Raw genomic sequence first — 20,386 nt, 5'->3', positions numbered from 1 at the left:
GAAAAATATCCCAAATGGCCTTTGCTTTCGAATTTGAAGTTATGCTATAGTGTGTGTAATCAAAACAAGAAGGGATGATGGGTGGACAATGATTAACTAATCTTATTTTTACCGTTTGAAATCAATATTTCAAATCAGAAAAAATAGGATTAGTCTGCCCATTCTCTATATAGATGACACTGCTATTTATGAACAATAGCTTATTTGATCATGCACAGGCGCGGCTAATCCTTCCAACACATTTGGGAGGATTTTTTGATTCTCCCTTTAAAGCGAGGGATATGAATGAAAGAGATCGTAACATTAACAAATGTCAGCTATGAAGTGATGAATCTGACTGTTTTTAAAAACGTAAATGCCAGTGTTCATCAAGGAGATGTCATTGGGATTATCGGCAAAAATGGCGCTGGGAAATCGACGCTGCTTCACCTCATTCACAATGACTTAACCCCTGCACAAGGACAAATCCGAAGACTTCGGCAGGATTTAAAAATGTCGCTGGTAGAACAGGAAACCGCGTCATATTCCTTTGCGGATCAGACGCCTGCCGAAAAGAAATTACTGGAGAAATGGTGTGTGCCCGTTCGAAATTTCCATCAATTAAGCGGCGGCGAAAAACTGAAAGCACGGCTGGCAAAAGGATTTTCAGAGGATGCAGATCTTTTACTGTTAGATGAACCGACAAACCACCTTGATGAAAAAAGCCTGCAATTTCTCATTCAACAGCTGAAAAGCTATAGAGGCACTGTGATTCTTGTTTCTCACGATCGTTATTTTTTAGACGAATCCGCAACAAAAATATGGTCTCTCGAAGCTCAATCGCTGATTGAATTCAAAGGAAATTACTCTGGGTATATGAAGTTCCGGGAAAAGAAAAGACTCACCCAGCAGCGTGAATATGAAAAGCAGCAAAAAATGGTTGAACGAATTGAAGCACAAATGAATGAGCTGGCTTCATGGTCGGAAAAAGCGCACGCCCAATCGACGAAAAAGGAAGGATTTAAAGAATATCACCGTGTAAAAGCCAAGCGTAAGGATGCCCAAATGAAATCCAAGCGGAAGCGGCTTGAACAAGAGCTGGAAAAAGCAAAAGCGGAATCCGTTAAGCCAGAATATCATGTACACTTTTCAATTGATACAACCCATAAAACGGGAAAACATTTTTTAGAAGTTCGGCATGTAACGAAGGCTTTTGGCGAAAGGCTACTCTTTAAAAACGCACATTTTACGATTCAACACGGTGAAAAGGTTGCGATCATAGGCCCTAATGGCAGCGGAAAAACGACATTACTGAAAATCATTCTGGGACAGGAAACAGCTGAGGGAAGTGTATGGGTGTCGCCGTCTGCAAACATCGGCTATTTAACGCAGGAGGTGTTTGATTTGCCTTTAGAACAAACACCGGAAGAGTTATTTGAAAATGAAACATACGAAGCAAGGGGACACGTTCAAAATCTGATGAAGCACTTAGGTTTTACAGCTTCCCAATGGACTGAGCCGATCAAGCATATGAGTATGGGCGAGCGTGTAAAGATCAAACTGATGGCATATATCCTGGAGGAAAAAGACGTGCTGATTTTAGATGAGCCGACAAACCATCTCGACCTGCCGTCACGCGAACAGCTGGAAGAAACACTGTCACACTACAGCGGCACATTGCTGGCGGTGTCACATGACCGATACTTTCTCGAAAAAACAACCAACAGTAAACTCGTCATCTCGGACAATGACATCGAAAAGCAATTGAATGACGCTCCATCAGAAAGAAATGACCGAGAAGAACTTCGTTTAAAGCTTGAGACAGAAAGACAAGAAGTGCTGGGAAAGATCAGTTTTATGGCGCCAAATGATAAAGGATACAAAGAGCTTGATCAGGTTTTCAATGAACTTACGAAACGAATGAAAGAGCTGGATCAATAACGTTAAGGGATACCAAGGGCTGTTCGCTCTTGGTATTTTTCAAGCTTTCGCCTTCAGCCCTTGCCAAAAAATATCGAAGGAAATCTCTAAAGATCGCTCAAATGATTGTTTATTCTCGTAAACCAGCTGAATGTTCAGCCCATCGAAAAGAGTGATAAAGGCTATCGCACACTTTTCGGGCGGACAGGTGATGCCCGCTTCTTTAAAAACAAGTGCAACTCGGCTTTTCAAAGCATGCAGAAACAGCAGATACTGGGCTGAAATAAAATCACTTACTTCAACAGGAGCCTTAAACGACATCGCCTGCAAAAAGGCTACATTGGGCATGGCATGAAAGCGCGCCTGTGTTTCTTTTAAAAAAGCATATATAAGATTTTTGGCTGGCATATGCATTCGGGATTCAAAAAAATCATTGATAAACGCTACTTCTTCTTCAACAATCTCGGGGTATACTTCCATCAACAGATCCTTTTTTGACGAGAAATGGTAGGACAGAGATTGTTTCCGAATCCCCAGTTCTTTTGCAATATGCGCCATTTTGACTCCCTCGTAGCCAAGCTCATTAAATTGGCGAACGGCTGTGCGTTTTATATTCTCACGGGTCACTATTCTGCCCTCCCCTAATTATTTAAATCCGTTTTCTCTTTTCTCTTGGAATAGATAAATAAAATATATAATAAAAGAAACAGCAGGTACACCAAAATGGAAACGATATAAATCTCCCGGTAAGAATAGATCGTTGCCACTACACCTAATAACAACGAGCCTCCGCCAATTCCCATATCAAAAAAATTAAAGAATGTCCCCATAGCATCCTCATGTTCATGCTCTTCAACTAGATTAATACACCATGTCTGGATAGCCGGAAATATAGAACCAAATCCAAACCCGTAACATATCGCCGCAGCAAAAAACATAGCATCGGTTTGGGCAAGATACAGTATGGATAGCCCTGCTAAAGAGAATATTGAGGCGGGGATAAGGACAGCAGCCGCCCCAAACCGGTCAAACATTTTCCCAGAGATCAGGCGTATAAAAAAACTGGCGGCCGCAATCAGAAAGAAAAACATTCCGACACTTCGGAAACCCTTTTCCAGCGCATAGAGTGAAAAGAAGGACATGATCGCAGATGCAGCAATTCCGACTAGTAATATGAGAAACGAAGGAAACCGCACACGTTTTTCTAACACCTTGACCTTTACCATTCCCTTTTCAGCCGCGTCTTTTCCTTCAGACCGCCTCCGCACAAATACAGCCATTAGCACAGCCAGTAATAGAATAGACATCCCGCCTAGAAAAAGTCTCTGAAAATCATAAAGCTCCAGTGCCACGATACCAATCATCGGTCCAATCGAAACCGCAATTGTTTCGCCTACCCCAAAATATCCAATCCCCTCACCTCGGCGCTCCTTCGGAATAATTTCTGCGGCAATCGTCGCAAAATAAGTAGTTGCTAATCCAAAACCGGCACCATGTATGAAGCGAATGAGCAATAGGACGCTCACATCTGACGCAAGATAATATGCACCGGTCGAGCAGGCACTGATAACAATTCCAAATATAAGTAAATATTTTTTGTTAAATCGTTTAGCCAAAACCCCTGCAAAAGGACGTATGGCAATGGCAGATATCATAAAAATACCTGTAACCAACCCGACTTGCTTTGCCCCACCCCCTAAAGCAGTAACAAACAAAGGCAATGTCGGCAATAACATTTCAAACACCATAAATAAAAATGCATTTGAAAGCGTGACAATAATAAATGATAATGACCACATTTTTGCAGTGTGTATTTTTTTCGCCTGTAACTCCATCAGTTCTTCTCCTTTTCTTTTGATCTATCACACTCACTTTATCTGACCACAGTCAGATTGTAAACTTTAAATCTTAAAAAATTTGTGATAAACATTTGTTTTTAATTATTTCTCTCTAAAAAAACTGACAATAGTCAGATTCGTTCAAATGAACTAAAATTAGTCGTTACATCCGAAGAGCTCCATAGAATGTTGACAATTTCACCTCATTACATAAAAAAGAACAGCACACGCTGTCCTTTTTTCTTAATATTTTCAAACATCAAAACCCTTGATCTAACGAACCAAAATTCCCAATTCATGTAAAATGGATACAAAAAAGAAGGTAAATAACAGAAGGAGACAGAAGAATCAATCAAACAACCAAAGTGAGGATGGATCATATGACTGAAGACTTTTATTGTGATGAAGTATTTAGCGGCAAAACGAAAGTACATAAGGTTCTAGAGACAGATAACGTATTGGCTTACTACCATACGAAGCCTTTTTATCCAGTCCATATTGTGGCTGTCCCCAAGAAGCATATCTCCTCGTTCTTGAATTAATGGATGTCATTCAAAAGGTCGCTTCCATGGTGACGGAAGAAAAAGGCGCATGCCGTGTGATCACCAATTTAGGAGCTTACCAGGACTCTAAACATTTACATTGGCATATTGTGTTTGGAGAACCGCTTAAGTAAGCGGCTTTGGTCCGTGCAGCTGTTTCCGCATACGTATATTGGTCATGGCATAGCCCATCTTCTGATAAAGATGGACGGCTGTCTCGTTGTGCGCAAACACATGAAGAGCAAGTCTTTCCGCACCAAGCTTTCTTGCTCTTTCATCCAGCGTTTGAAGCGCCGATTGAGCCAGCCCTTTTCCGCGAAATGCTTCATACAATCCAAAGGAATAGATAAACGCTTCCTTCTGCGGATGGTGCGGATCAGCATACAGCCAGAGCCAGCCCACCCCTTCCCCTTGTTCATTTGTGATGTTCCAAAAGAAATGATTACTGCTGTTTCGTCCATTCGGAATCATTTTCTCATATGCCTGCTCCGATTTCTCAAACGCCTCTTTTTCCGTCCAAGTTCCCGACGCTATGTTTTGCTTCGCATAATTTTGCACGGATATCCCGCGAAATGCCTCGAACTCTTCCACAGTCATGTCTTCCAAGGTTAACGTCATTCTGTATTCCTCCTTATAAAAAAAGTCCAGCTGGTGCCGGACAATCACTGCGTACAAATAAAAAATAAGCCGTTATAAGCCTCTGACTCTCTATCATTCGATAAGAGAAATCAATTTCCTGCAAATCAAAATAAAAGACTTTTTAAACATTACATGAGCTCCCGAATAATGATCATGATAGAAGCAATCAAACAAATCATCGCAGGCATCGTCATGAGAACCGATTGACGCGCTCGAAACATGTGCGCATGAACCGCTCCCGCCATGAGAACGATAAACAGCACGCCTGCCCCCAACGCTGCATACCGATTCCAAATTCCCGCTGTCATGGCAAGTGCCCCGGCTATTTCCAGAATGCCAGTAACAGTCAGAAACCATAATGGATATTGATAATGCCGCCAGTGCTCAACTTGAAAGGGAACGCGGAACACCTTTATGATGCCTCCCGCGAGCATAAAAACTGCCAAACTGGCTTTCATAATCATAGATATCATCTTACGTCACGCCCGTTCGGAAGCATCCCGTATATTAAAAGATTCACAACCTGTGCGGCGAGACTTGCCGGATCTTTGATACCGGTTAACAAAAATGAATCGGTTAAATGTACAATCATGCCGATCAAACACTCAGCGACCGTTTCCATGTCCAATTCGGAGTGAAAATACCCCAGCCGTTGTTCTGCTTCTAAGTTCTCTTTCAAAACCATCGCCAAGTCTTTTTTCATTTGTTTCGCTTCTGGGTTCAGAAAAAAGCCGATCTTGGTTACATCCTTGTCCTCAGCCAGACATTGAAAAACAGTTTCCACAGCGGGCAGTACCCGTTTTGACACATCTTTCGTATTTAATCCGTTTTCCAGAAGAAGTGACTCTGTCAGCTTTTTTACACGAGAGTGAAAATCGGTGATTAACTCCTCAAAAATGGCTTCTTTGCTTTGAAAGTACAGATAAAAAGAAGGCTGCGTCAGTCCGGCTCTTTTCACAATGTCACTTACTTTCGTCTCATGAAATCCCCGACTCGCAAAATCATTGGCAGCTGCTTTGAGTAATCGTTTCCGGCTTTCTTCCCCTTTACGTCCTTTTTTGCTTTTCAACTAGGATCATCCTCCACAAAAAGATACTCAAAAGTAATATTATTTATGAGTATTATTTCATGCCATTGGATTTTATGTCAATGAATTTCAAACTGCCAACTTTCTTTATTCAAGGGTTTTGCTTGCAATGCATGATTTCTTTATCTTTGAAACAGCCATCCCGTTACCGATCGAAATCAGCAGGAATCTAGCTGAGGATCTGAGCAATTGCCGTTTCGATGATTGTCTCTGATCAATTGCTGTTGAAATTGAGTTTTGATGACATAACACATGTGTTCAGTCTTTAAAACAGGCATAGAGGGCGGCATGACATTGTCCCCTTTCAAAGAACAAAAACCCCCTTAAAGGGGGCTTGCGTAAACTTTATTCATCTTGATATAACCGATAAACCCTTTTCAGCCTTTCTTCAAGCTGTTCAAAATGAACAAAACGGGCTTCTCTCAAAAACTCAGTCCCATCAATGAACAAAAGAAGCACAGGGACAGTGAAGACTGAAAATCTGCCGGCGACCTCTTCTACATCGTCAGCATTGATATGCCCCAATGTGATATTTGGAAACTGCCCCAATAATATTCTGAGCTGCGGCAGAACTGCGTGACATACTGTGCAGCCGGGTCTTGATATATAGATAAAACTGAATTGATGCTGTGTAATAAAATTCTCTATAGCATCTAATGAATGTAATTCTGTCATCTCTTTCATCAAATTACTCCTTCAAATTGGCCTGTCTTTCATGACCAAGCTCATTGATACGTATCACTCACTATACACATTTATATTTTTTATATCCGCTTTTTTGCTTTACGGTGTACCCGCAAGTTTGCTTGAAAATCCCAAAACAAAAGAACAGTTACCGCTTGCCAGTAACTGTTCTTACATACTTGCGTATTAAAAATGCAAAGCGTAAGCCCCTGAACCGATGAGTGCAACTCCGATGGAGACTGCAATCAGTACCAAGTTATATTCAAAACCGCCTGCGCCATTCGCAAATCCTTTCGCTCCATGGACTTTTACGATGGCACCTAACATAATAATCGTGATGATAGCAGCTCCAAGCGGGAGGAATACACCTAAAATAAATAGAATTCCGCTTACTAATTCCCCAAGACCTGATAAAGCGGCCGCGACGTTACCTGGTTTAACCCCAATTGACTCGAACCATTGTCCGGTTCCTTTAATCCCGTATCCGCCAAACCAGCCGAATAATTTTTGTGATCCATAAAACAGAAACACCACACCAATCATAATACGAATAAGCAAAAGTCCTGCATCTTCCATTTTTATCTCTCCTTATTTTTGATGTAACATGATGTGCTGAAAGGCAGCAGTCTGATTTCTTGCCTCCAGTACCGTCCAGCAATCATCTATTGACTATATGTCTTTTTATTTTTCTTCATGCGTCAGCATTCAATAAAATCAATCTAACTCTCTCACTTCAAACGGCAGCAGCCCTTGTTCAATTTGTGTGCGATGCGGTTCATATTGCACAGGCAGCATCAATTTTCCGCCCATTGTTTCTTGTGATTCATCATGTGCAAAGCCCGGAGGATCAGTTGCGATTTCAAACAGGATTTCTCCATGTTCTCTGAAGTAAATAGCATTAAAATAGTTTCTATCCTGAACAGGAGTCACACCATAACCGTGAGACGCAATATATCTTTGCCAATCTAATTGATCTTCGTCATCGTTAGCCCGCCAAGCAATGTGATGTACCGTGCCTGCTCCCATTTGTCCGCGGCCAATAGGCGTTAATTTAAGGTCAATCACATTTCCGATATCACCGGCAGAACGATAACGAATGAAGTCTCCTTCCTTGCCGACTCGTTCCAGCCCCATAATGTTTTCTAGCAGTTCACCTGTTTTTTCAGGCTGTGCTGATAACAGGGTTGCACCTCCGAAACCTTTAATGGCAACCTCAGGTGTTACATCTCCGAAAGTCCAAGTATTGGCTTCTCCTTCTTCTCTTTCCACAATTTCTAAATGCAGGCCATGCGGATCATCAAATTCTACATACTGTTCTCCAAAACGCTCGATTTTTGTGTATGGAACGTTGAATTTTTCAAGTCTCTTTTCCCAAAAAGCCATAGCCCCCTTCGGCACGACGTAAGAAGTTACGCCTACTTGACCGTCTCCAATGATGCCTTGGCGGGCCCCCACCCACGGGAAGAAGGTGATGATGGTTCCCGGCTTCCCGCCTTCATTCCCAAAATAAAGATGATACGTACCTGGATCATCAAAATTGACGGTTTTCTTGACCAATCGAAGCCCCAGCACTCCTGCGTAGAAATCTGCGTTCTCTTGAGGGTGACCGACAATTGCTGTAATATGATGGATTCCCATCGTTTTTTTAGCCATATTTATCCGCTCCTTTACGTTTATTATTTAGATATACTCAACAAACTCATTCACAGGCTTCCGGTATCCGCGCGGCCTCCTGCTCTCTGTTTTTTCTTTCCCAATTGTCATCATCATGACAACTTCAAATTGGTCATCTATATCCAAAATCCGTTTCACGGCTTCAGCATCAAACCCGATCATAGGGCAGGTATCCCAGCCTTTTTCCTTAGCACTCAGCATAAACATCATCGCAGAAAGTGAAGCATTCCTTATCGCCTCGTCTCTCTTAAATGGTTCTCCCCTGTTTTCATAAAACGAAACGGTATCTTGAACCATGTGATCATACTCTTGCTTATTTAATACCCCCAACACCTTTAATCCTTCATAGATATCAGACGCTTGATGATATGCCTGCTTATCCCCCAATACCAAAAGAACCGCAGATGAGCTAAACACTTTATATTGTCCGTTTGCCGCCTGCTTCAGCTTTTCTTTCACATCCGGGTCAAGCACCGTCACATATTTTGTATGCTGCAAATTAAAAGCTGATGGAGCCAATGAAACCAATTCAAACATCTCATTGAGTTCTTCTTTTGTGATTGGATGATCTGGAAGGAAGTTGCTTGCAGATCTTCTTTCATGGACTAGCTGTGAAAATTCAGCCATTTACGATACACCTCTTTTTATCTCGAATTCGAGATATTATTTTATAAAAAAACACTTTGCATATCATTTAAAAGAACAGACAATGCTTGTGACATCTCTTCATTATTCAACAACACTCAGGTTTGCACTTGATCGTTAATTATTTATCTCGAATTAAAATATCTTGAATATGAGATAATAATAAAATACAGATGGTCTAATGTCAACAGGTTTTTAAAAATCAGGTGGGGATTTTTCACTGAAGCAAAATTTTAATTGATGCTAATCACAGCTTGTTACACAATAACGCATTGGTTTTCTCTGTTAGCTTTTAGCCCGGCTCCAACTTTTTTTCTGCCACCTTATTTATTAGTAAACAGGAAACAACGTTGCTATAGACCCACTCGAAATTCAGTTGGTATGATAAGCGAAGTGATTTCACAAGAAAGGGTACGTTGAGTGAATAACAAGCACTCCTATTTTTTGTGCAGTTTTACAGGAGGAAAAAATGGCAAGTGAAAGAGAACAAATAAGCAAAAAAGTTGCTTTGATTGCATTAATAGCCAATCTGATCTTAATGGCCGGAAAGGTCTTTTTTGGCCTTATAGGCGATAGTGATGCCGTTTTTGCAGACGGTATACATTCCGCAGCGGATGTCGTTGCTTCGATTGCTGTTCTGGCAGTGATCGGTATTTCCAATAAACCGCCTGATCAAGACCATCCGTTTGGTCATGGAAAAGCTGAAGTCATTAGTGAGGCGATTGTAGGAATTATCTTAGTGATCGTATCCGTTTATATCCTAATAGAAGCGATTCTGTCCTTTGTTGAAGGGCCAAGCGTTCCACAATACAGCGCATTGTTTGCAGCTCTGATTTCATACGCAGCTAAGCAGATCTTATATCGTTATTCCATCAAGGAGGGGGAAAAATGGAACAGTAAAGCGATTATAGCGATTGCATACGATCATAAAGGCGATATCGTTGCCTCTCTCGCCGCTTTTATCGGCGTCCTATTGGCGATTATCGGGAACACCTGCGGATGGACTTATCTGTTGTACGCCGATGCAATTGCCAGTGCGATCGTGGCTTACCTCATTTTTAAAATTTCAATGGAATTAATCAGGCCGTCTGTTGATGTTCTCATGGAGAAAAGTGTTGATCCCAAGCTGATAGCGGAATATAAAGCGATTATTTTTGAATGTGATCAAGTAAAACGAATCGATAGAATCCGCGCGAGAGAACATGGCCACTATAAATTGCTTGATGTGCGTTTATCTTTAGATCATGATTTGACGATTAAGCAGGGACACGATATTGCCCGCGAAATCCGAAATGAAATCAAAAGACAGTTTCCAGATGTGGAAGAAGTGCTCATCCATGTGAACCCCTATTTTGAAGAGTAGAAAAGCTTCTTTCATAAAGGAGCCAGGCTGGCGAGGTTTTCTCGACAGCCTTTTTTGAATTTCAACCATACAATATATCGGATTGATATCTATCCTCAGCCCCTAACCTGATTTTGCCGCAAACTTTACCTTTAGGCCTCTGCCATCATATATAATGTGGGATATATATAAAGAGTTCACCAATCAAAGAACAGAAAGGTTGATAGAATGAAGAAATTTTTTTCGATTGGAGAAGTTTCAAAGTTATTCAATGTGAAAATCTCTGCTCTTAGGTATTATGATGAAATCGGTCTTTTGAAACCGGAATATAAAGACGAGCAAACAAACTATAGATACTATTCCACCCAACAGTTTGAGCGGCTGGATACCATCAAGTATTTGAGGGCTTTAGGCCTGCCAATCAATAAACTTCTTCACTTTTATAATTCTCAAAATACAAACACTCTGATTCATATACTGAAAAGCCAGCAGACTGAAATTGATCGCAAAAAGAGAGAATTGGAACGCATTGAGAAAAAGATCTCCCGCCGCATCATCCAAATAGAAGATGCCGTTCACACGCCGTTAGATCACATTTCAAAAATCAAACTTCCCGCCTTACGTGTGGCTTATTTAGAGCATGAGTATATTCTCGGCCATGATATCGAACATTCATTAGCAGAATTGAGAACCCGCCTGAATGTAAACGAGGATATCTTTATAGGCAAGATCGGTTTATCCATTTCAGCAGCACATGTAAAAGCAAATCAGTTTGACAAATATTCCAGTATATTCATGATTCTTGAAGATGAAAGTGAAAACACTTTATCAGAAACCATTTTCCCTTCAAGAGAATATCTGCAAATGAGGTTTAAAGGATCACATCCAGAAGCCGAACCCTATTACAAAAAGTTGCTGGCATACATGAAAGAACATCATTATGAGGTAGCAGCCGACTCAATTGAAATTACACTCATTGATTATGGAATTACGAATAATCTAGACAACTATGTGACTGAAATCCTCTTGCCAATCAAATCAATCTCATGAATATGTTTTCAATCTCCCTTGACTCTCTACTAACTTGAGGGTTTATTTTTTATACAGGAAGCGTTATTGGAGGAGAAAACTTATGTTTGGAACCATTTTTAACACAGTTATGATCATTGCAGGAAGCGTCATCGGAGGGATATTTAAAAAAGGCATTAAAGGCGAATACCAGGATATCCTGATGCAGGCAATGGGGTTCGCTGCTGTCGGGCTGGGGATCAATGCCCTTACACAGCATTTGCCTGATAGTAAATACCCCATTCTTTTTATCGTAAGTTTAGCCCTTGGAGGTTTGCTTGGCCAAATCATCAACCTGGAATTACGGTTCAACAAGCTGGTGAACAGATTCTCTAAAAGCAATTTAGCGGAAGGTTTATCAACTGCGATCTTATTATTTTGTATAGGTTCGCTGTCAATATTGGGCCCTGTTGAAGCCGCGCTGAATGAAAATTATACGTACCTCCTGACAAACGGTATGTTAGATGGGATTACCTCCATTGTGCTCGCTTCGACTTTTGGATTTGGAATAGCAGCTGCTGCCATTGTGTTATTTGCCTGGCAGGGCTCCATCTATTTATTTGCTAAAGTAATGGAGAGCGCAATCAATACAGACCTTATAAACGAAATCACAATTGTGGGAGGTATACTCATCCTCAGCTCAGGGTTAAGCATTCTGGGAATCAAGAAATTTAAAACGCTGAATCTGCTGCCCTCCCTATTGATCCCGCCTGTTGTCATTTTCGTGATTCATGTATTTGGATTGCGGTTTTAATGACAGGATTTAAAGTCACACTTAAAGGAAGGAGATTCATATGCTGTTTCATGGCTTGACTCTCTCTTTCTTTTAAGTTTGACGGTTGAATAAAACTGAATCTCCTTTTTTCAGCTCTGGCAGCAATGTTTTCAGCTCAATTAAGTCATGGATGACAAAGTCAGCTTGAGCAAGTTCCTCTTCCTGTGCAAAATCAAAATGGCATCCTATGGCCATCAAACCATTATCTTTAGCCGCATTTATGTCAACTGCCGCCTGCTGAATGCCGTATTTTTTCAGGATAGTGTTTACTAAATCGCCTTTATTCAGTGTATGTATTTGTTGAATACTAAACGTTTCAGTCACCCACCTGTCCAACTGATAAAAACTCACAATTGCTTTGAGGTATTCTATTAAGCCATTACTTGCTATAAAAATTGAATAATTGTTGTCTCTCAAATAACTGAATATCTCTTCAACGTGAGGATATAATGCGCCTTTCCCTTGGTTGATATTAGCTATTGACCTTTCTAAAAAATAAGCATCTATCTTTTCTCTTATTCGTTGGATGATGCGGCAACAACATCTTCCACACTTTAGGAAAAGGAACACCCATGATCTCCCTGTATTTCTCAATAGGGGTTGCTGTATCCCATTGGCCAAGTGACCTTAAATAATCGAAAGCATCATCTAATGATCATTCTAAAATTGTATTAGTTTGAAACAACGTTCCATCCATATCGAAAAAGAGTGATTCCACCAGATTGACTTCTCCTTTTTCTCACGACTTTATCTTCTAAATCTTACCACGAAATAGGATCATTTTAGCTTTTAAAAAAAGAAAGGTAAAATCACAGTTTATATGTAAAAAAACAGCCATATCACATAACATCAGCAATATGTGATATGGCGATCATCAAATCATTTCTTAAGGTCTATTCTTTATAATTCAGCAATCTTAGCGCATTTAAAATCACAATCAAAGCGGCACCTGTATCACTCAATACAGCAAGCCAAAGTGTTAGCCAGCCAGGAAAGATGAAAATCAATGCTATGACTTTAATCATGATGGAGAACCAAATATTTTGTTTAATGATAGCTAAAGCCTTTTTGCTTACCTTCATCGTATGGGAAAGTTTATCAAGGTGATCGGCCATTAAAATAATATCTGCTGTCTCCATTGCAGTGTCGGTTCCCGCACCGCCCATAGCAATACCCAAATCTGCTGCTGCGAGTGCCGGCGCATCATTTATACCGTCTCCCACCATTGCTGCCTTATGGCCTTCTTTTTGTAATGTCTTGATAGCCTCTACTTTTTCTTCCGGCATTAATTCTGCAAAATAACGATCGACATTAGCTTCTGAAGCAATCACTTTTGCGGTTCCTTCATTATCTCCGGTCAACATGACTGTCTGTTTGACTCCGCTTTGTTTTAACGCTTGTAAAGCTGAAGCTGACGTTTTCCGTATTGTGTCAGAAACAGCGATCATCCCGATGATTTGATTTTGGGTTCCGATTATAACGGCTGTCCTGCCTTTGTTCTGCTGTTCTTGAATATATTTTTTCGCATCCTTTACATCCGCATTCATTTGTTCAAATAGCTTTAAATTGCCTGCGTAAAAAATCTCTCCTTGGATGGCCGCTTGAACGCCTTTTCCTACGATATTCTTGAATAACTCGCCCTGTTGAGGCTGGATTCCTTTTTCATTGGCGTAATCAACGATTGATTTAGCAATAGGATGTGCAGAGTAATCCTCTAATGTAAAAGCGATCGATAGCAATTCTTCCTCAGATAGGTGTAAAGCCTTAATGTCAGATACGTTAGGCTTTCCCTCGGTTAATGTTCCTGTTTTATCAAATGCCACAGCAGAAATGGCCCCAGCGGTTTCCAAAAATGTTCCGCCTTTTATTAAAACGCCATGCTTTGCAGCGTTACCGATAGCTGATACGATGGCAACAGGCGTAGAAATCACTAAAGCACAAGGACAAGCTACAACGAGAAGTTCAAGCCCTTTGTAAAACCACCCGTCCCAAGTGCCAAATCCAATGAGTGGAGGAAACACCATAATCGCCAATGCAAGAATAAACACAACTGGTGTATAAATACTTGCGAATTTATCTATAAAGGCTTCTGTTGGCGCTTTTTGTTCTTGCGCTTCTTCAACCAAGTGTATAATATTGGAAATGGTTGTATCCTCAATCAACTTCGTGACCTTGATTTCAAGGGAACCATGTTCATTGATAGTCCCAGCATATACGGCATCTCCAATTTGCTTATCTACGGGGATGGATTCTCCTGTTATCGGAGCCTGGTTGACACTGGATTCGCCCCGGGTGATTTCACCATCTAATGGAATCTTATCACCTGGTTTAACAACGATAATATCACCGATGGTTATGTCTTCAACTGGTTTTTTCATCAGCTCTGAACCAACTTGGACCCAGGCTTCTGATGGTGCCAATTCCATAAGATGGTGAATGGAATTTCTTGTTCGTTCAATTGACTTCGTTTGCAGGTAATTGCCAAGGGCAAATAGCCAAACAACTGTAGCGCCTTCAAGCCATTCCCCGATGAAAGCCGCTCCAATCGCCGCTGCTGACATTAAAACATTCATATCGAGTGAACGGCTTTTGATCGCATAGTATGCACTTTTCACGGGCTTGTACCCGCTTACCGCCATAGCGATAAAGTAAAGCGCCGCTGACATCATGGCAGGCATTCCATAAAAGGAACCGATAAAACCAAGGGCGATGAGTACACCAGATAAGATGACTACACGCTGTTCATTTTTGTTTTTCTGTATCGATTTCTTACCTGATTGCAGGGAAGCTTGATAGCCAATTTTTGAAACCTCATTGATAACATCTTTGACACTGCCCGAATGTTCAATTTTCATTTTTCCAGTGGAGAAATGGACAGTGACATGTTTAACGGAAGGAAGACCATTTAAATGGTTTTCAATACTCTTAGCACAACTGCTGCAGTCCATTCCCTCAATATCAAACGTTTTGGTGTCCCCTTGATGTAAAGCTTCAATAGAAAACCCTAGTTTTTTTATTTCACTGGCAATTGGGTTAAATGCTTCTTGGCTGCTTGCTGCCACTTGCATTTTCGCAGTACTGTAATGAACCTTTACATCAGCTATATCCTTTAATGTACGCAACCCTTTTTCAATTGTTTTTGCACATGCAGGACAATCCATCCCATGAATCCTGTATGACCTCTTCTCCCCGGAAGGAAGAGGGTCCAGGAGTGTTTCTGTTTTTTCTGCTGTGTGCTGCTCTTTACTGCCGCAGCAACTTGTTTTCACTGAATGATTCTCTGCGGGTGATTTGCTCTGGCAACAACTTGATTTACCTGTTTCTTTCGATGAATGGCTGCTGCAATTTTTCTCTTTATATTCAGTTTCTTTAGTAGAACGACAACATTTGTCAGCCAACTCAATCCTCCTCATCTATGTGACGTTCACAACAGGCAACATCATGTTGAACATCTTGGAGAACAACATCGAACATGGTTAATAAATCCCGAATATGATGGTTTTTCACACTGTAATAGCAGTATTTTCCTTCATTTCTTCCCACAATAATTCCGCACCCTTTTAAACACGCAAGATGCTGTGAGATGTTCGACTGGTTTCCTTTTATTTCTTCTACAATTTGAGAAACCGTTTTTTCCTGTTTTTTTATACTTTCAAGAATTTGAATTCTTGTTTTATTAGAAAAACCATGAATGAGCTTCACTTTCATATCTAAATCGATATTTTGCAATTGCATGTATTCTCCTCCTCACATTAGAAAATCCTAATATGTTTATTATCATATTAGCAATCCCTAATATGTGTGTCAATTAGGCAATCATCGTTACCTCTTTTCATCACAAAAAAGCAGATCTCGCAAAAGATCTGCTTTCTATTACATGATTTGTTTCTTTTGTTCCTGATCGATCTCCGGCTGAATTTCCTTCGTGAGTTGATGCCCTTCTATATCTACATTCGGAATAATCTTGTCTAACCATTTTGGCAAATACCAGGCTGCATTCCCCATCAGCTTCATGACACTTGGAATCAGTGTCATTCGTACAATAAATGCATCAAAGAGCACACCAAAGGAAAGAGCCAACCCGTTGGCTTTAATAGAAGCTTCACCAGCAAAGATAAATCCTGCGAAAACGAATATCATGATCAGACCGGCTGCGGTGACAACAGGACCGCTGTGTTTTAATCCAGCTTGAATCGCTTGGACTGGATTCTTTGTTTTCACATATTCTTCACGCATTCTGCTTACAAGGAATACTTGATAATCCATCGCTAATCCAAACAGAATCCCAATGGATAAAATCGGCAGGAACGCGAGTATCGGCCCTTTTTCAGGTATTTTGAAAAAGTCGATCAGATTCCCGTCTTGTAAGACAAATACACAGATTCCAAGAGTGGCTGTCATCGTCAATATAAATCCTGCAACAGCAACAAGAGGCACAAGCAACGAACGGAATACGATTGTCAGTAATACAAACGCAAAACCAACAATGAGTACAGCAAACACCGGTATCGCATCATTAAGGCGGTCTGAAATATCAATATTCACTGCAGTCGATCCAGTAACGAGCAAATCTACCCCGTTTTTATCTGATAAGCTGCGTACATCCTTTACCAAATCCTTCGTTGTTACATCATTTGGACCTGTTGTAGGAACTACCGTAATGATGGCAAAGCTCCCTTCTTTATTAGGCCTTGCAGGAGTGACACTTGATACATGGTCTAGTTCCTTTATTTCTTTCACTGCATCAGTGAATGCTTCCGCCTTATTTCCTGTCACACTTGTGGCGTCCGCTACAAGTGTTAACTGGCCATTGAATCCTTTTCCAAATCCATCGGCAAGTAAGTCATAAGCCCGGCGATCTGGATTATCCTTCGCTTTCATCCCTGCATCAGGCAAGCCCAGCTCCAAATGCATAGATGGGCTACTAATGACGAGCAAAATGAGAATGCTACATACACTTAACATGATAGGATTTTTTGTGACAAAGCGTCCCCAGACATTTGTTTCGGCGCTTTGTTTTTCTTTTTTCTTGTTTGCTTTCGGAACCATCCGTTTACCCGCTATCGACAAGACAGCAGGCACCAGCGTGATTGAAGCGAGAACAGCCAGCAATACACTAAGTCCTGCTGTCAGCCCCATTGCGGACATAAAAGGAATGTTAACAACCGTCAATCCGCAAAGTGCGACGATAACAGTAAGTCCGGCAAAAACAACTGCACTCCCAGCTGTTCCTGTAGCTCTCGCAATTGATGCATTTTTTTGTATACCTTCGCCTAAAAACTGGCGGTGCTTCGTAAAAATAAATAAAGCATAATCAATCCCAACAGCAAGGCCAATCATTCCGGCTAATGAAAGACTGACGGAAGCAATATCGAATACCTGTGTCCCAATTAAAACCAGTCCAATGCTTACTCCTAATCCAATCAGTGCAGTTAAAATCGGCAAACCAGCTATTAATAAAGACCCGAATGTAATGGCTAAAACGACAAAAGCCAAGATAATGCCGACAATTTCAGACACTCCGCCTATCTCCATTTCGGCTCCCGGTACATCTCCGCTAAGTTCAGTTTGTAGTCCCTCATCATCAGCAATTTTCAAACTGTCTTTTAAGTGTTTGATAGAGTAATCTTTTATATCATCTGCTGAAGATTTATACTTAATATCAGCATAGGCAACCGTGCCGTCTTTCGCGATTGTTCCTGTCACAAAAGGACTTGCGATCGAGTCAACGGAATCATCTTTATTGATTTCCTTGAACGTATTTTCGATTGCTTTTTTCGCTGTCTTTGCAGTAAGTTTCTCTCCATCTTCAGCACCGAAAATCACCCTTATGCTCCCTTTATCAGGGCCGCGAGGAAATTCTTTTTGAATCACATCCAGCGCTTTTTCCGAAGGTGTGTCAGGTATGGACATATCCTCAGAAAAACTTGGTTTTAACGTGATTGCAAGGCCTATCGACGCAACTAACACAACGATCCACGCACATATTACTTTTACGCGATGGCGAGCAACCCATCCTCCTAATTTATATAACATTCTTGACATGATAATCCCCTTTCAACACATTGCTTGATCATATTCCTTCTCATTGTAGTGGACAATGAAATAAAAAAAACGTACATTCGGGCATGTACGTTTGGGCAAATTTCTAATATAGGATGTTAGTTGTCTAGTGTCAGAATGCCTCTTTGCATGGCAATCGTCACTGCTTCAGTTCTGGAATTCGCGCCTAATTTATTGTAAATGGACGTTAACCTGGACTTTACGGTTCTCTCTGACACACCCAAATCAAAGGCGATCGCTTTGCTTTTAAAACCTTTAGCAATGGCTTTTAGAACAATGACTTCCTTTTCTGTCAGCTGGGTATGACTGTTCTGCTTCTTCATCCGCTCCACTTGAATTTCTTGCAGACGTTTTAAGATATCAGGCTGCAATAGCACGTTTCCTCTTATTGCTGCATCCATTGTATGAAAAAGGGTTTCTGAACTCGTATCCTTCAATAGATATCCTTTCGCCCCTAATTCAATTCCTTCGATCATTAAGTGATCTTCATTATACGTAGTCAAAATAATGATGGGGATGTCGTGTTTTTCTTTGATTTGTTTAATGGCTTCTAACCCGCTCATCTCAGGCATATACAAATCCATGAGAATAATATCCGGTTTACATTCATCTGCAAGGCGGACTGCTGATTTGCCGTTTTCGGCCTCTCCTATGATGGTGTAGTGATCATTCGTTTCAATTAAAAGCTTCAGACCTTCCCTCACGACAAGGTGGTCATCAACGATTAAAACCTTATTCATCTTGCATCTCTCCCTGAATTGGTACGGTGATCTCAATTTGTGTTCCTTTAGATTTTGTACTCTTTATATTGAAATGGCCTTTCATTGCTCTGACGCGTTCTTGTATGCCGAGAAGCCCATAATGTCCTCTCTTTTTCTTGCTCTTTTCAACATCAAATCCTTTGCCATTGTCCTTGACAGTTAAATGGAGCCTCCCCTTATCATCATCCCAAATGGATACCGAGATCGATTCTGCTTCAGCATGCTTTGCTGCATTCGTTATACATTCCCCAATGATGGAATAACAGTTTTCAGCTGTACGAACGTCTAACACCTGATGTAATCTGTAGTCTAAAAAACCGCCCATGCCTGTCGACTCTTGAAAATGATCCATCAGTGAGGTAATTCTTTCTTTTAAAAAACCGATTTCTTCTGATTTGCTGCGCAGATCATCAATCGCTGAACGAGCATCCGCTAATGTGCCTCTCACTCTTTTCATCGATTGTTGAATGATTTCTTTTGCTCTCTCTGTATTGCCTTTCGTAAGATGAACATGAATAGCATCCAGCTGCATATTTAAACTGACCAGCCCTTGAGCAAGCGTATCATGTAAGTCCCGGGCCATACGCTGCCTTTCATTTTGCAGTGTCAGCTGTTCGACCTGCTGATGAGCCAGCTCCAGCCTTTCAAGGGTCAGCTGCGCTTTTATCTTTTCATCAACTTGGGCAAATAATGTAGCTGCATAAGTAATAATCACGATCATAATAGGTACGGCAATGACAAGAAAATGCAAATATTCACCTTTGTGAATCTGATGTAGTACATTGATTGACAGCAGAAAGAATAAATAAAGTATGAGGAAAGCCCTTCTTCTGTCTGCCATTCCTGCAATCTGTCCAATCAAAAATGCATAAAGGCCAATGATGATCAGCACTAAGAAGCCAGTCATGACATTAGCCAGTATAAAAGTGATCAAACCTTGCAGCACAAAATATAGAATGACCCTTTTCTTAACCCAGCGATATGAATGCCAATGCAGCAAAGCAAAAATGGCGGTCAATACTGTGAACACATGAAGCAATAAAATGGACCAACTCCCATTAAGAAATTGCAGCACGATAGAGGCTACATAGATCATGAGAATAAAAGCCATTCCCGGAACTCTGAGTGCAAGCATATTTAATGCCCGTCTATCATGTGAATAGTATTTTTCTTCGAAAGGATACCTTATACGCAAACCTCATCCACTTCCTTTCCATTGACAGAAGCGATACACACTCGAACCAGACATACATTTATCCCATCATTTTATAGGAAGAGAGAGAACTCAACAATACAAAGATGCAGTGAACCGTTAGATGTTCCCAACATATGATCATTGCCCAAACGTACATAAGCGTTCTGCCTTTAT

General features: G+C 40.9%; 19 protein-coding genes and 2 pseudogenes. 5 read left to right on the top strand and 16 right to left on the bottom strand.

The annotated features are described in order from the left end of the window. Positions 1–285: 285 nt before the first annotated feature. Entirely contained in the window at positions 286–1,920 is a 1,635-nt protein-coding gene (gene vmlR / locus ABZM97_RS03140) for an ABC-F type ribosomal protection protein VmlR (RefSeq protein ID WP_367387204.1), read from the top strand. 39 nt (positions 1,921–1,959) lie between these two features. On the opposite strand, the gene ABZM97_RS03135 is transcribed toward vmlR, so the two are convergent. Together ABZM97_RS03135 and ABZM97_RS03130 are read right to left on the bottom strand one after the other, a co-directional pair. Beyond that, complete coding sequence (locus ABZM97_RS03135) at positions 1,960–2,526, bottom strand: TetR/AcrR family transcriptional regulator (protein WP_367387203.1); 567 nt, start codon at positions 2,524–2,526, stop codon at positions 1,960–1,962. Between the two features lie 14 nt (positions 2,527–2,540). Then, on the bottom strand, positions 2,541–3,734 hold the full coding sequence (locus tag ABZM97_RS03130; protein ID WP_202329023.1) for an MFS transporter: 1,194 nt from the start codon (positions 3,732–3,734) through the stop codon (positions 2,541–2,543). 383 nt (positions 3,735–4,117) lie between these two features. On the opposite strand from ABZM97_RS03130, the pseudogene ABZM97_RS03125 reads away from it, so the two are divergent. Beyond that, a pseudogene (locus ABZM97_RS03125) lies at positions 4,118–4,413 on the top strand (HIT family protein). On the opposite strand, the gene ABZM97_RS03120 reads toward ABZM97_RS03125, so the two are convergent. From ABZM97_RS03120 to ABZM97_RS03090, 7 genes are all read right to left on the bottom strand, one after another. Next, complete coding sequence (locus tag ABZM97_RS03120) at positions 4,406–4,897, bottom strand: GNAT family N-acetyltransferase (protein ID WP_367387202.1); 492 nt, start codon at positions 4,895–4,897, stop codon at positions 4,406–4,408. The pseudogene ABZM97_RS03125 and the gene ABZM97_RS03120 sit on opposite strands and share 8 nt — an antisense overlap. A gap of 149 nt (positions 4,898–5,046) precedes the next feature. Next, positions 5,047–5,391 (bottom strand): DoxX family protein, encoded by a 345-nt coding sequence (locus tag ABZM97_RS03115; RefSeq protein WP_087993568.1) that lies wholly within the window; start codon positions 5,389–5,391, stop codon positions 5,047–5,049. Continuing rightward, the gene (locus ABZM97_RS03110) at positions 5,388–5,987 is read right to left on the bottom strand and encodes a TetR/AcrR family transcriptional regulator (protein ID WP_367387201.1); all 600 of its coding nucleotides are present in this window, start codon (positions 5,985–5,987) and stop codon (positions 5,388–5,390) included. Before ABZM97_RS03110 ends, ABZM97_RS03115 begins: the two co-directional genes overlap by 4 nt. A 363-nt stretch (positions 5,988–6,350) precedes the next feature. Continuing rightward, positions 6,351–6,689, bottom strand: coding sequence for a thioredoxin family protein (locus ABZM97_RS03105; protein ID WP_202329021.1), 339 nt, complete (start codon positions 6,687–6,689; stop codon positions 6,351–6,353). 186 nt (positions 6,690–6,875) lie between these two features. Then, positions 6,876–7,265: a DoxX family protein gene (locus ABZM97_RS03100; protein WP_087993565.1), complete on the bottom strand. Its 390-nt coding sequence runs from the start codon at positions 7,263–7,265 to the stop codon at positions 6,876–6,878. A 138-nt stretch (positions 7,266–7,403) separates the two neighbouring features. Further along, on the bottom strand, positions 7,404–8,342 hold the full coding sequence (locus ABZM97_RS03095) for a ring-cleaving dioxygenase (protein ID WP_367387200.1): 939 nt from the start codon (positions 8,340–8,342) through the stop codon (positions 7,404–7,406). A gap of 27 nt (positions 8,343–8,369) precedes the next feature. Continuing rightward, positions 8,370–8,990, bottom strand: coding sequence for a nitroreductase family protein (locus ABZM97_RS03090; RefSeq protein ID WP_367387199.1), 621 nt, complete (start codon positions 8,988–8,990; stop codon positions 8,370–8,372). Between the two features lie 487 nt (positions 8,991–9,477). Here ABZM97_RS03090 and mneP point away from each other — a divergent pair, with 487 nt between their 5' ends. The 3 genes from mneP to ABZM97_RS03075 all read left to right on the top strand — a co-directional run bounded on the left by mneP (position 9,478) and on the right by ABZM97_RS03075 (position 12,172). Continuing rightward, the gene (gene mneP / locus ABZM97_RS03085; RefSeq protein WP_202329019.1) at positions 9,478–10,371 is read left to right on the top strand and encodes a manganese transporter MneP; all 894 of its coding nucleotides are present in this window, start codon (positions 9,478–9,480) and stop codon (positions 10,369–10,371) included. Between the two features lie 207 nt (positions 10,372–10,578). Then, positions 10,579–11,400, top strand: coding sequence for a MerR family transcriptional regulator (locus tag ABZM97_RS03080; RefSeq protein ID WP_087993561.1), 822 nt, complete (start codon positions 10,579–10,581; stop codon positions 11,398–11,400). Positions 11,401–11,482: 82 nt separating this feature from the next. Next, the gene (locus ABZM97_RS03075; RefSeq protein ID WP_087993560.1) at positions 11,483–12,172 is read left to right on the top strand and encodes a DUF554 domain-containing protein; all 690 of its coding nucleotides are present in this window, start codon (positions 11,483–11,485) and stop codon (positions 12,170–12,172) included. 72 nt (positions 12,173–12,244) lie between these two features. Here the strand turns inward: ABZM97_RS03075 and ABZM97_RS03070 are convergent. From ABZM97_RS03070 to ABZM97_RS03040, 7 genes and pseudogenes are all read right to left on the bottom strand, one after another. After that, positions 12,245–12,914, bottom strand: a pseudogene (locus ABZM97_RS03070) (HAD hydrolase-like protein). 172 nt (positions 12,915–13,086) lie between these two features. Beyond that, on the bottom strand, positions 13,087–15,462 hold the full coding sequence (locus tag ABZM97_RS03065) for a heavy metal translocating P-type ATPase (RefSeq protein WP_333516784.1): 2,376 nt from the start codon (positions 15,460–15,462) through the stop codon (positions 13,087–13,089). Further along, a complete protein-coding gene (locus ABZM97_RS03060; protein ID WP_333516787.1) occupies positions 15,459–15,596 on the bottom strand; it encodes a hypothetical protein in 138 nt (45 codons plus the stop codon). Before ABZM97_RS03060 ends, ABZM97_RS03065 begins: the two co-directional genes overlap by 4 nt. Then, entirely contained in the window at positions 15,593–15,928 is a 336-nt protein-coding gene (locus ABZM97_RS03055) for a metalloregulator ArsR/SmtB family transcription factor (protein WP_202329015.1), read from the bottom strand. Before ABZM97_RS03055 ends, ABZM97_RS03060 begins: the two co-directional genes overlap by 4 nt. Positions 15,929–16,066: 138 nt before the next feature. Then, a complete protein-coding gene (locus tag ABZM97_RS03050) occupies positions 16,067–18,238 on the bottom strand; it encodes an MMPL family transporter (RefSeq protein ID WP_367387198.1) in 2,172 nt (723 codons plus the stop codon). A gap of 116 nt (positions 18,239–18,354) precedes the next feature. Next, a complete protein-coding gene (ydfI, locus tag ABZM97_RS03045; RefSeq protein ID WP_367387197.1) occupies positions 18,355–18,996 on the bottom strand; it encodes a two-component system response regulator YdfI in 642 nt (213 codons plus the stop codon). Further along, positions 18,989–20,212: a sensor histidine kinase gene (locus tag ABZM97_RS03040; RefSeq protein ID WP_367387196.1), complete on the bottom strand. Its 1,224-nt coding sequence runs from the start codon at positions 20,210–20,212 to the stop codon at positions 18,989–18,991. Before ABZM97_RS03040 ends, ydfI begins: the two co-directional genes overlap by 8 nt. Between the last annotated feature and the right edge of the window lie 174 nt (positions 20,213–20,386).

It is taken from the genome of Bacillus vallismortis (assembly GCF_040784915.1).
GTDB classification, from domain to species: Bacteria; Bacillota; Bacilli; order Bacillales; family Bacillaceae; genus Bacillus; species Bacillus subtilis_G.
Note: the sequence above shows the minus strand (reverse complement) of the source record. Positions and strands in the feature narration are given on the sequence as shown.

Bases quoted from the DNA above. Each gene is read 5' to 3' on its own strand.
- vmlR (WP_367387204.1), top strand. From the start codon at position 286: ATGAAAGAGATCGTAACATTAACAAATGTCAGCTATGAAGTGATGAAT.
- ABZM97_RS03130 (WP_202329023.1), bottom strand. From the start codon at position 3,734: ATGGAGTTACAGGCGAAAAAAATACACACTGCAAAAATGTGGTCATTA.
- ABZM97_RS03120 (WP_367387202.1), bottom strand. From the start codon at position 4,897: ATGACGTTAACCTTGGAAGACATGACTGTGGAAGAGTTCGAGGCATTT.
- ABZM97_RS03115 (WP_087993568.1), bottom strand. From the start codon at position 5,391: ATGATATCTATGATTATGAAAGCCAGTTTGGCAGTTTTTATGCTCGCG.
- ABZM97_RS03105 (WP_202329021.1), bottom strand. From the start codon at position 6,689: ATGAAAGAGATGACAGAATTACATTCATTAGATGCTATAGAGAATTTT.
- ABZM97_RS03100 (WP_087993565.1), bottom strand. From the start codon at position 7,265: ATGGAAGATGCAGGACTTTTGCTTATTCGTATTATGATTGGTGTGGTG.
- ABZM97_RS03095 (WP_367387200.1), bottom strand. From the start codon at position 8,342: ATGGCTAAAAAAACGATGGGAATCCATCATATTACAGCAATTGTCGGT.
- ABZM97_RS03090 (WP_367387199.1), bottom strand. From the start codon at position 8,990: ATGGCTGAATTTTCACAGCTAGTCCATGAAAGAAGATCTGCAAGCAAC.
- mneP (WP_202329019.1), top strand. From the start codon at position 9,478: ATGGCAAGTGAAAGAGAACAAATAAGCAAAAAAGTTGCTTTGATTGCA.
- ABZM97_RS03080 (WP_087993561.1), top strand. From the start codon at position 10,579: ATGAAGAAATTTTTTTCGATTGGAGAAGTTTCAAAGTTATTCAATGTG.
- ABZM97_RS03075 (WP_087993560.1), top strand. From the start codon at position 11,483: ATGTTTGGAACCATTTTTAACACAGTTATGATCATTGCAGGAAGCGTC.
- ABZM97_RS03055 (WP_202329015.1), bottom strand. From the start codon at position 15,928: ATGCAATTGCAAAATATCGATTTAGATATGAAAGTGAAGCTCATTCAT.
- ABZM97_RS03050 (WP_367387198.1), bottom strand. From the start codon at position 18,238: ATGTCAAGAATGTTATATAAATTAGGAGGATGGGTTGCTCGCCATCGC.
- ydfI (WP_367387197.1), bottom strand. From the start codon at position 18,996: ATGAATAAGGTTTTAATCGTTGATGACCACCTTGTCGTGAGGGAAGGT.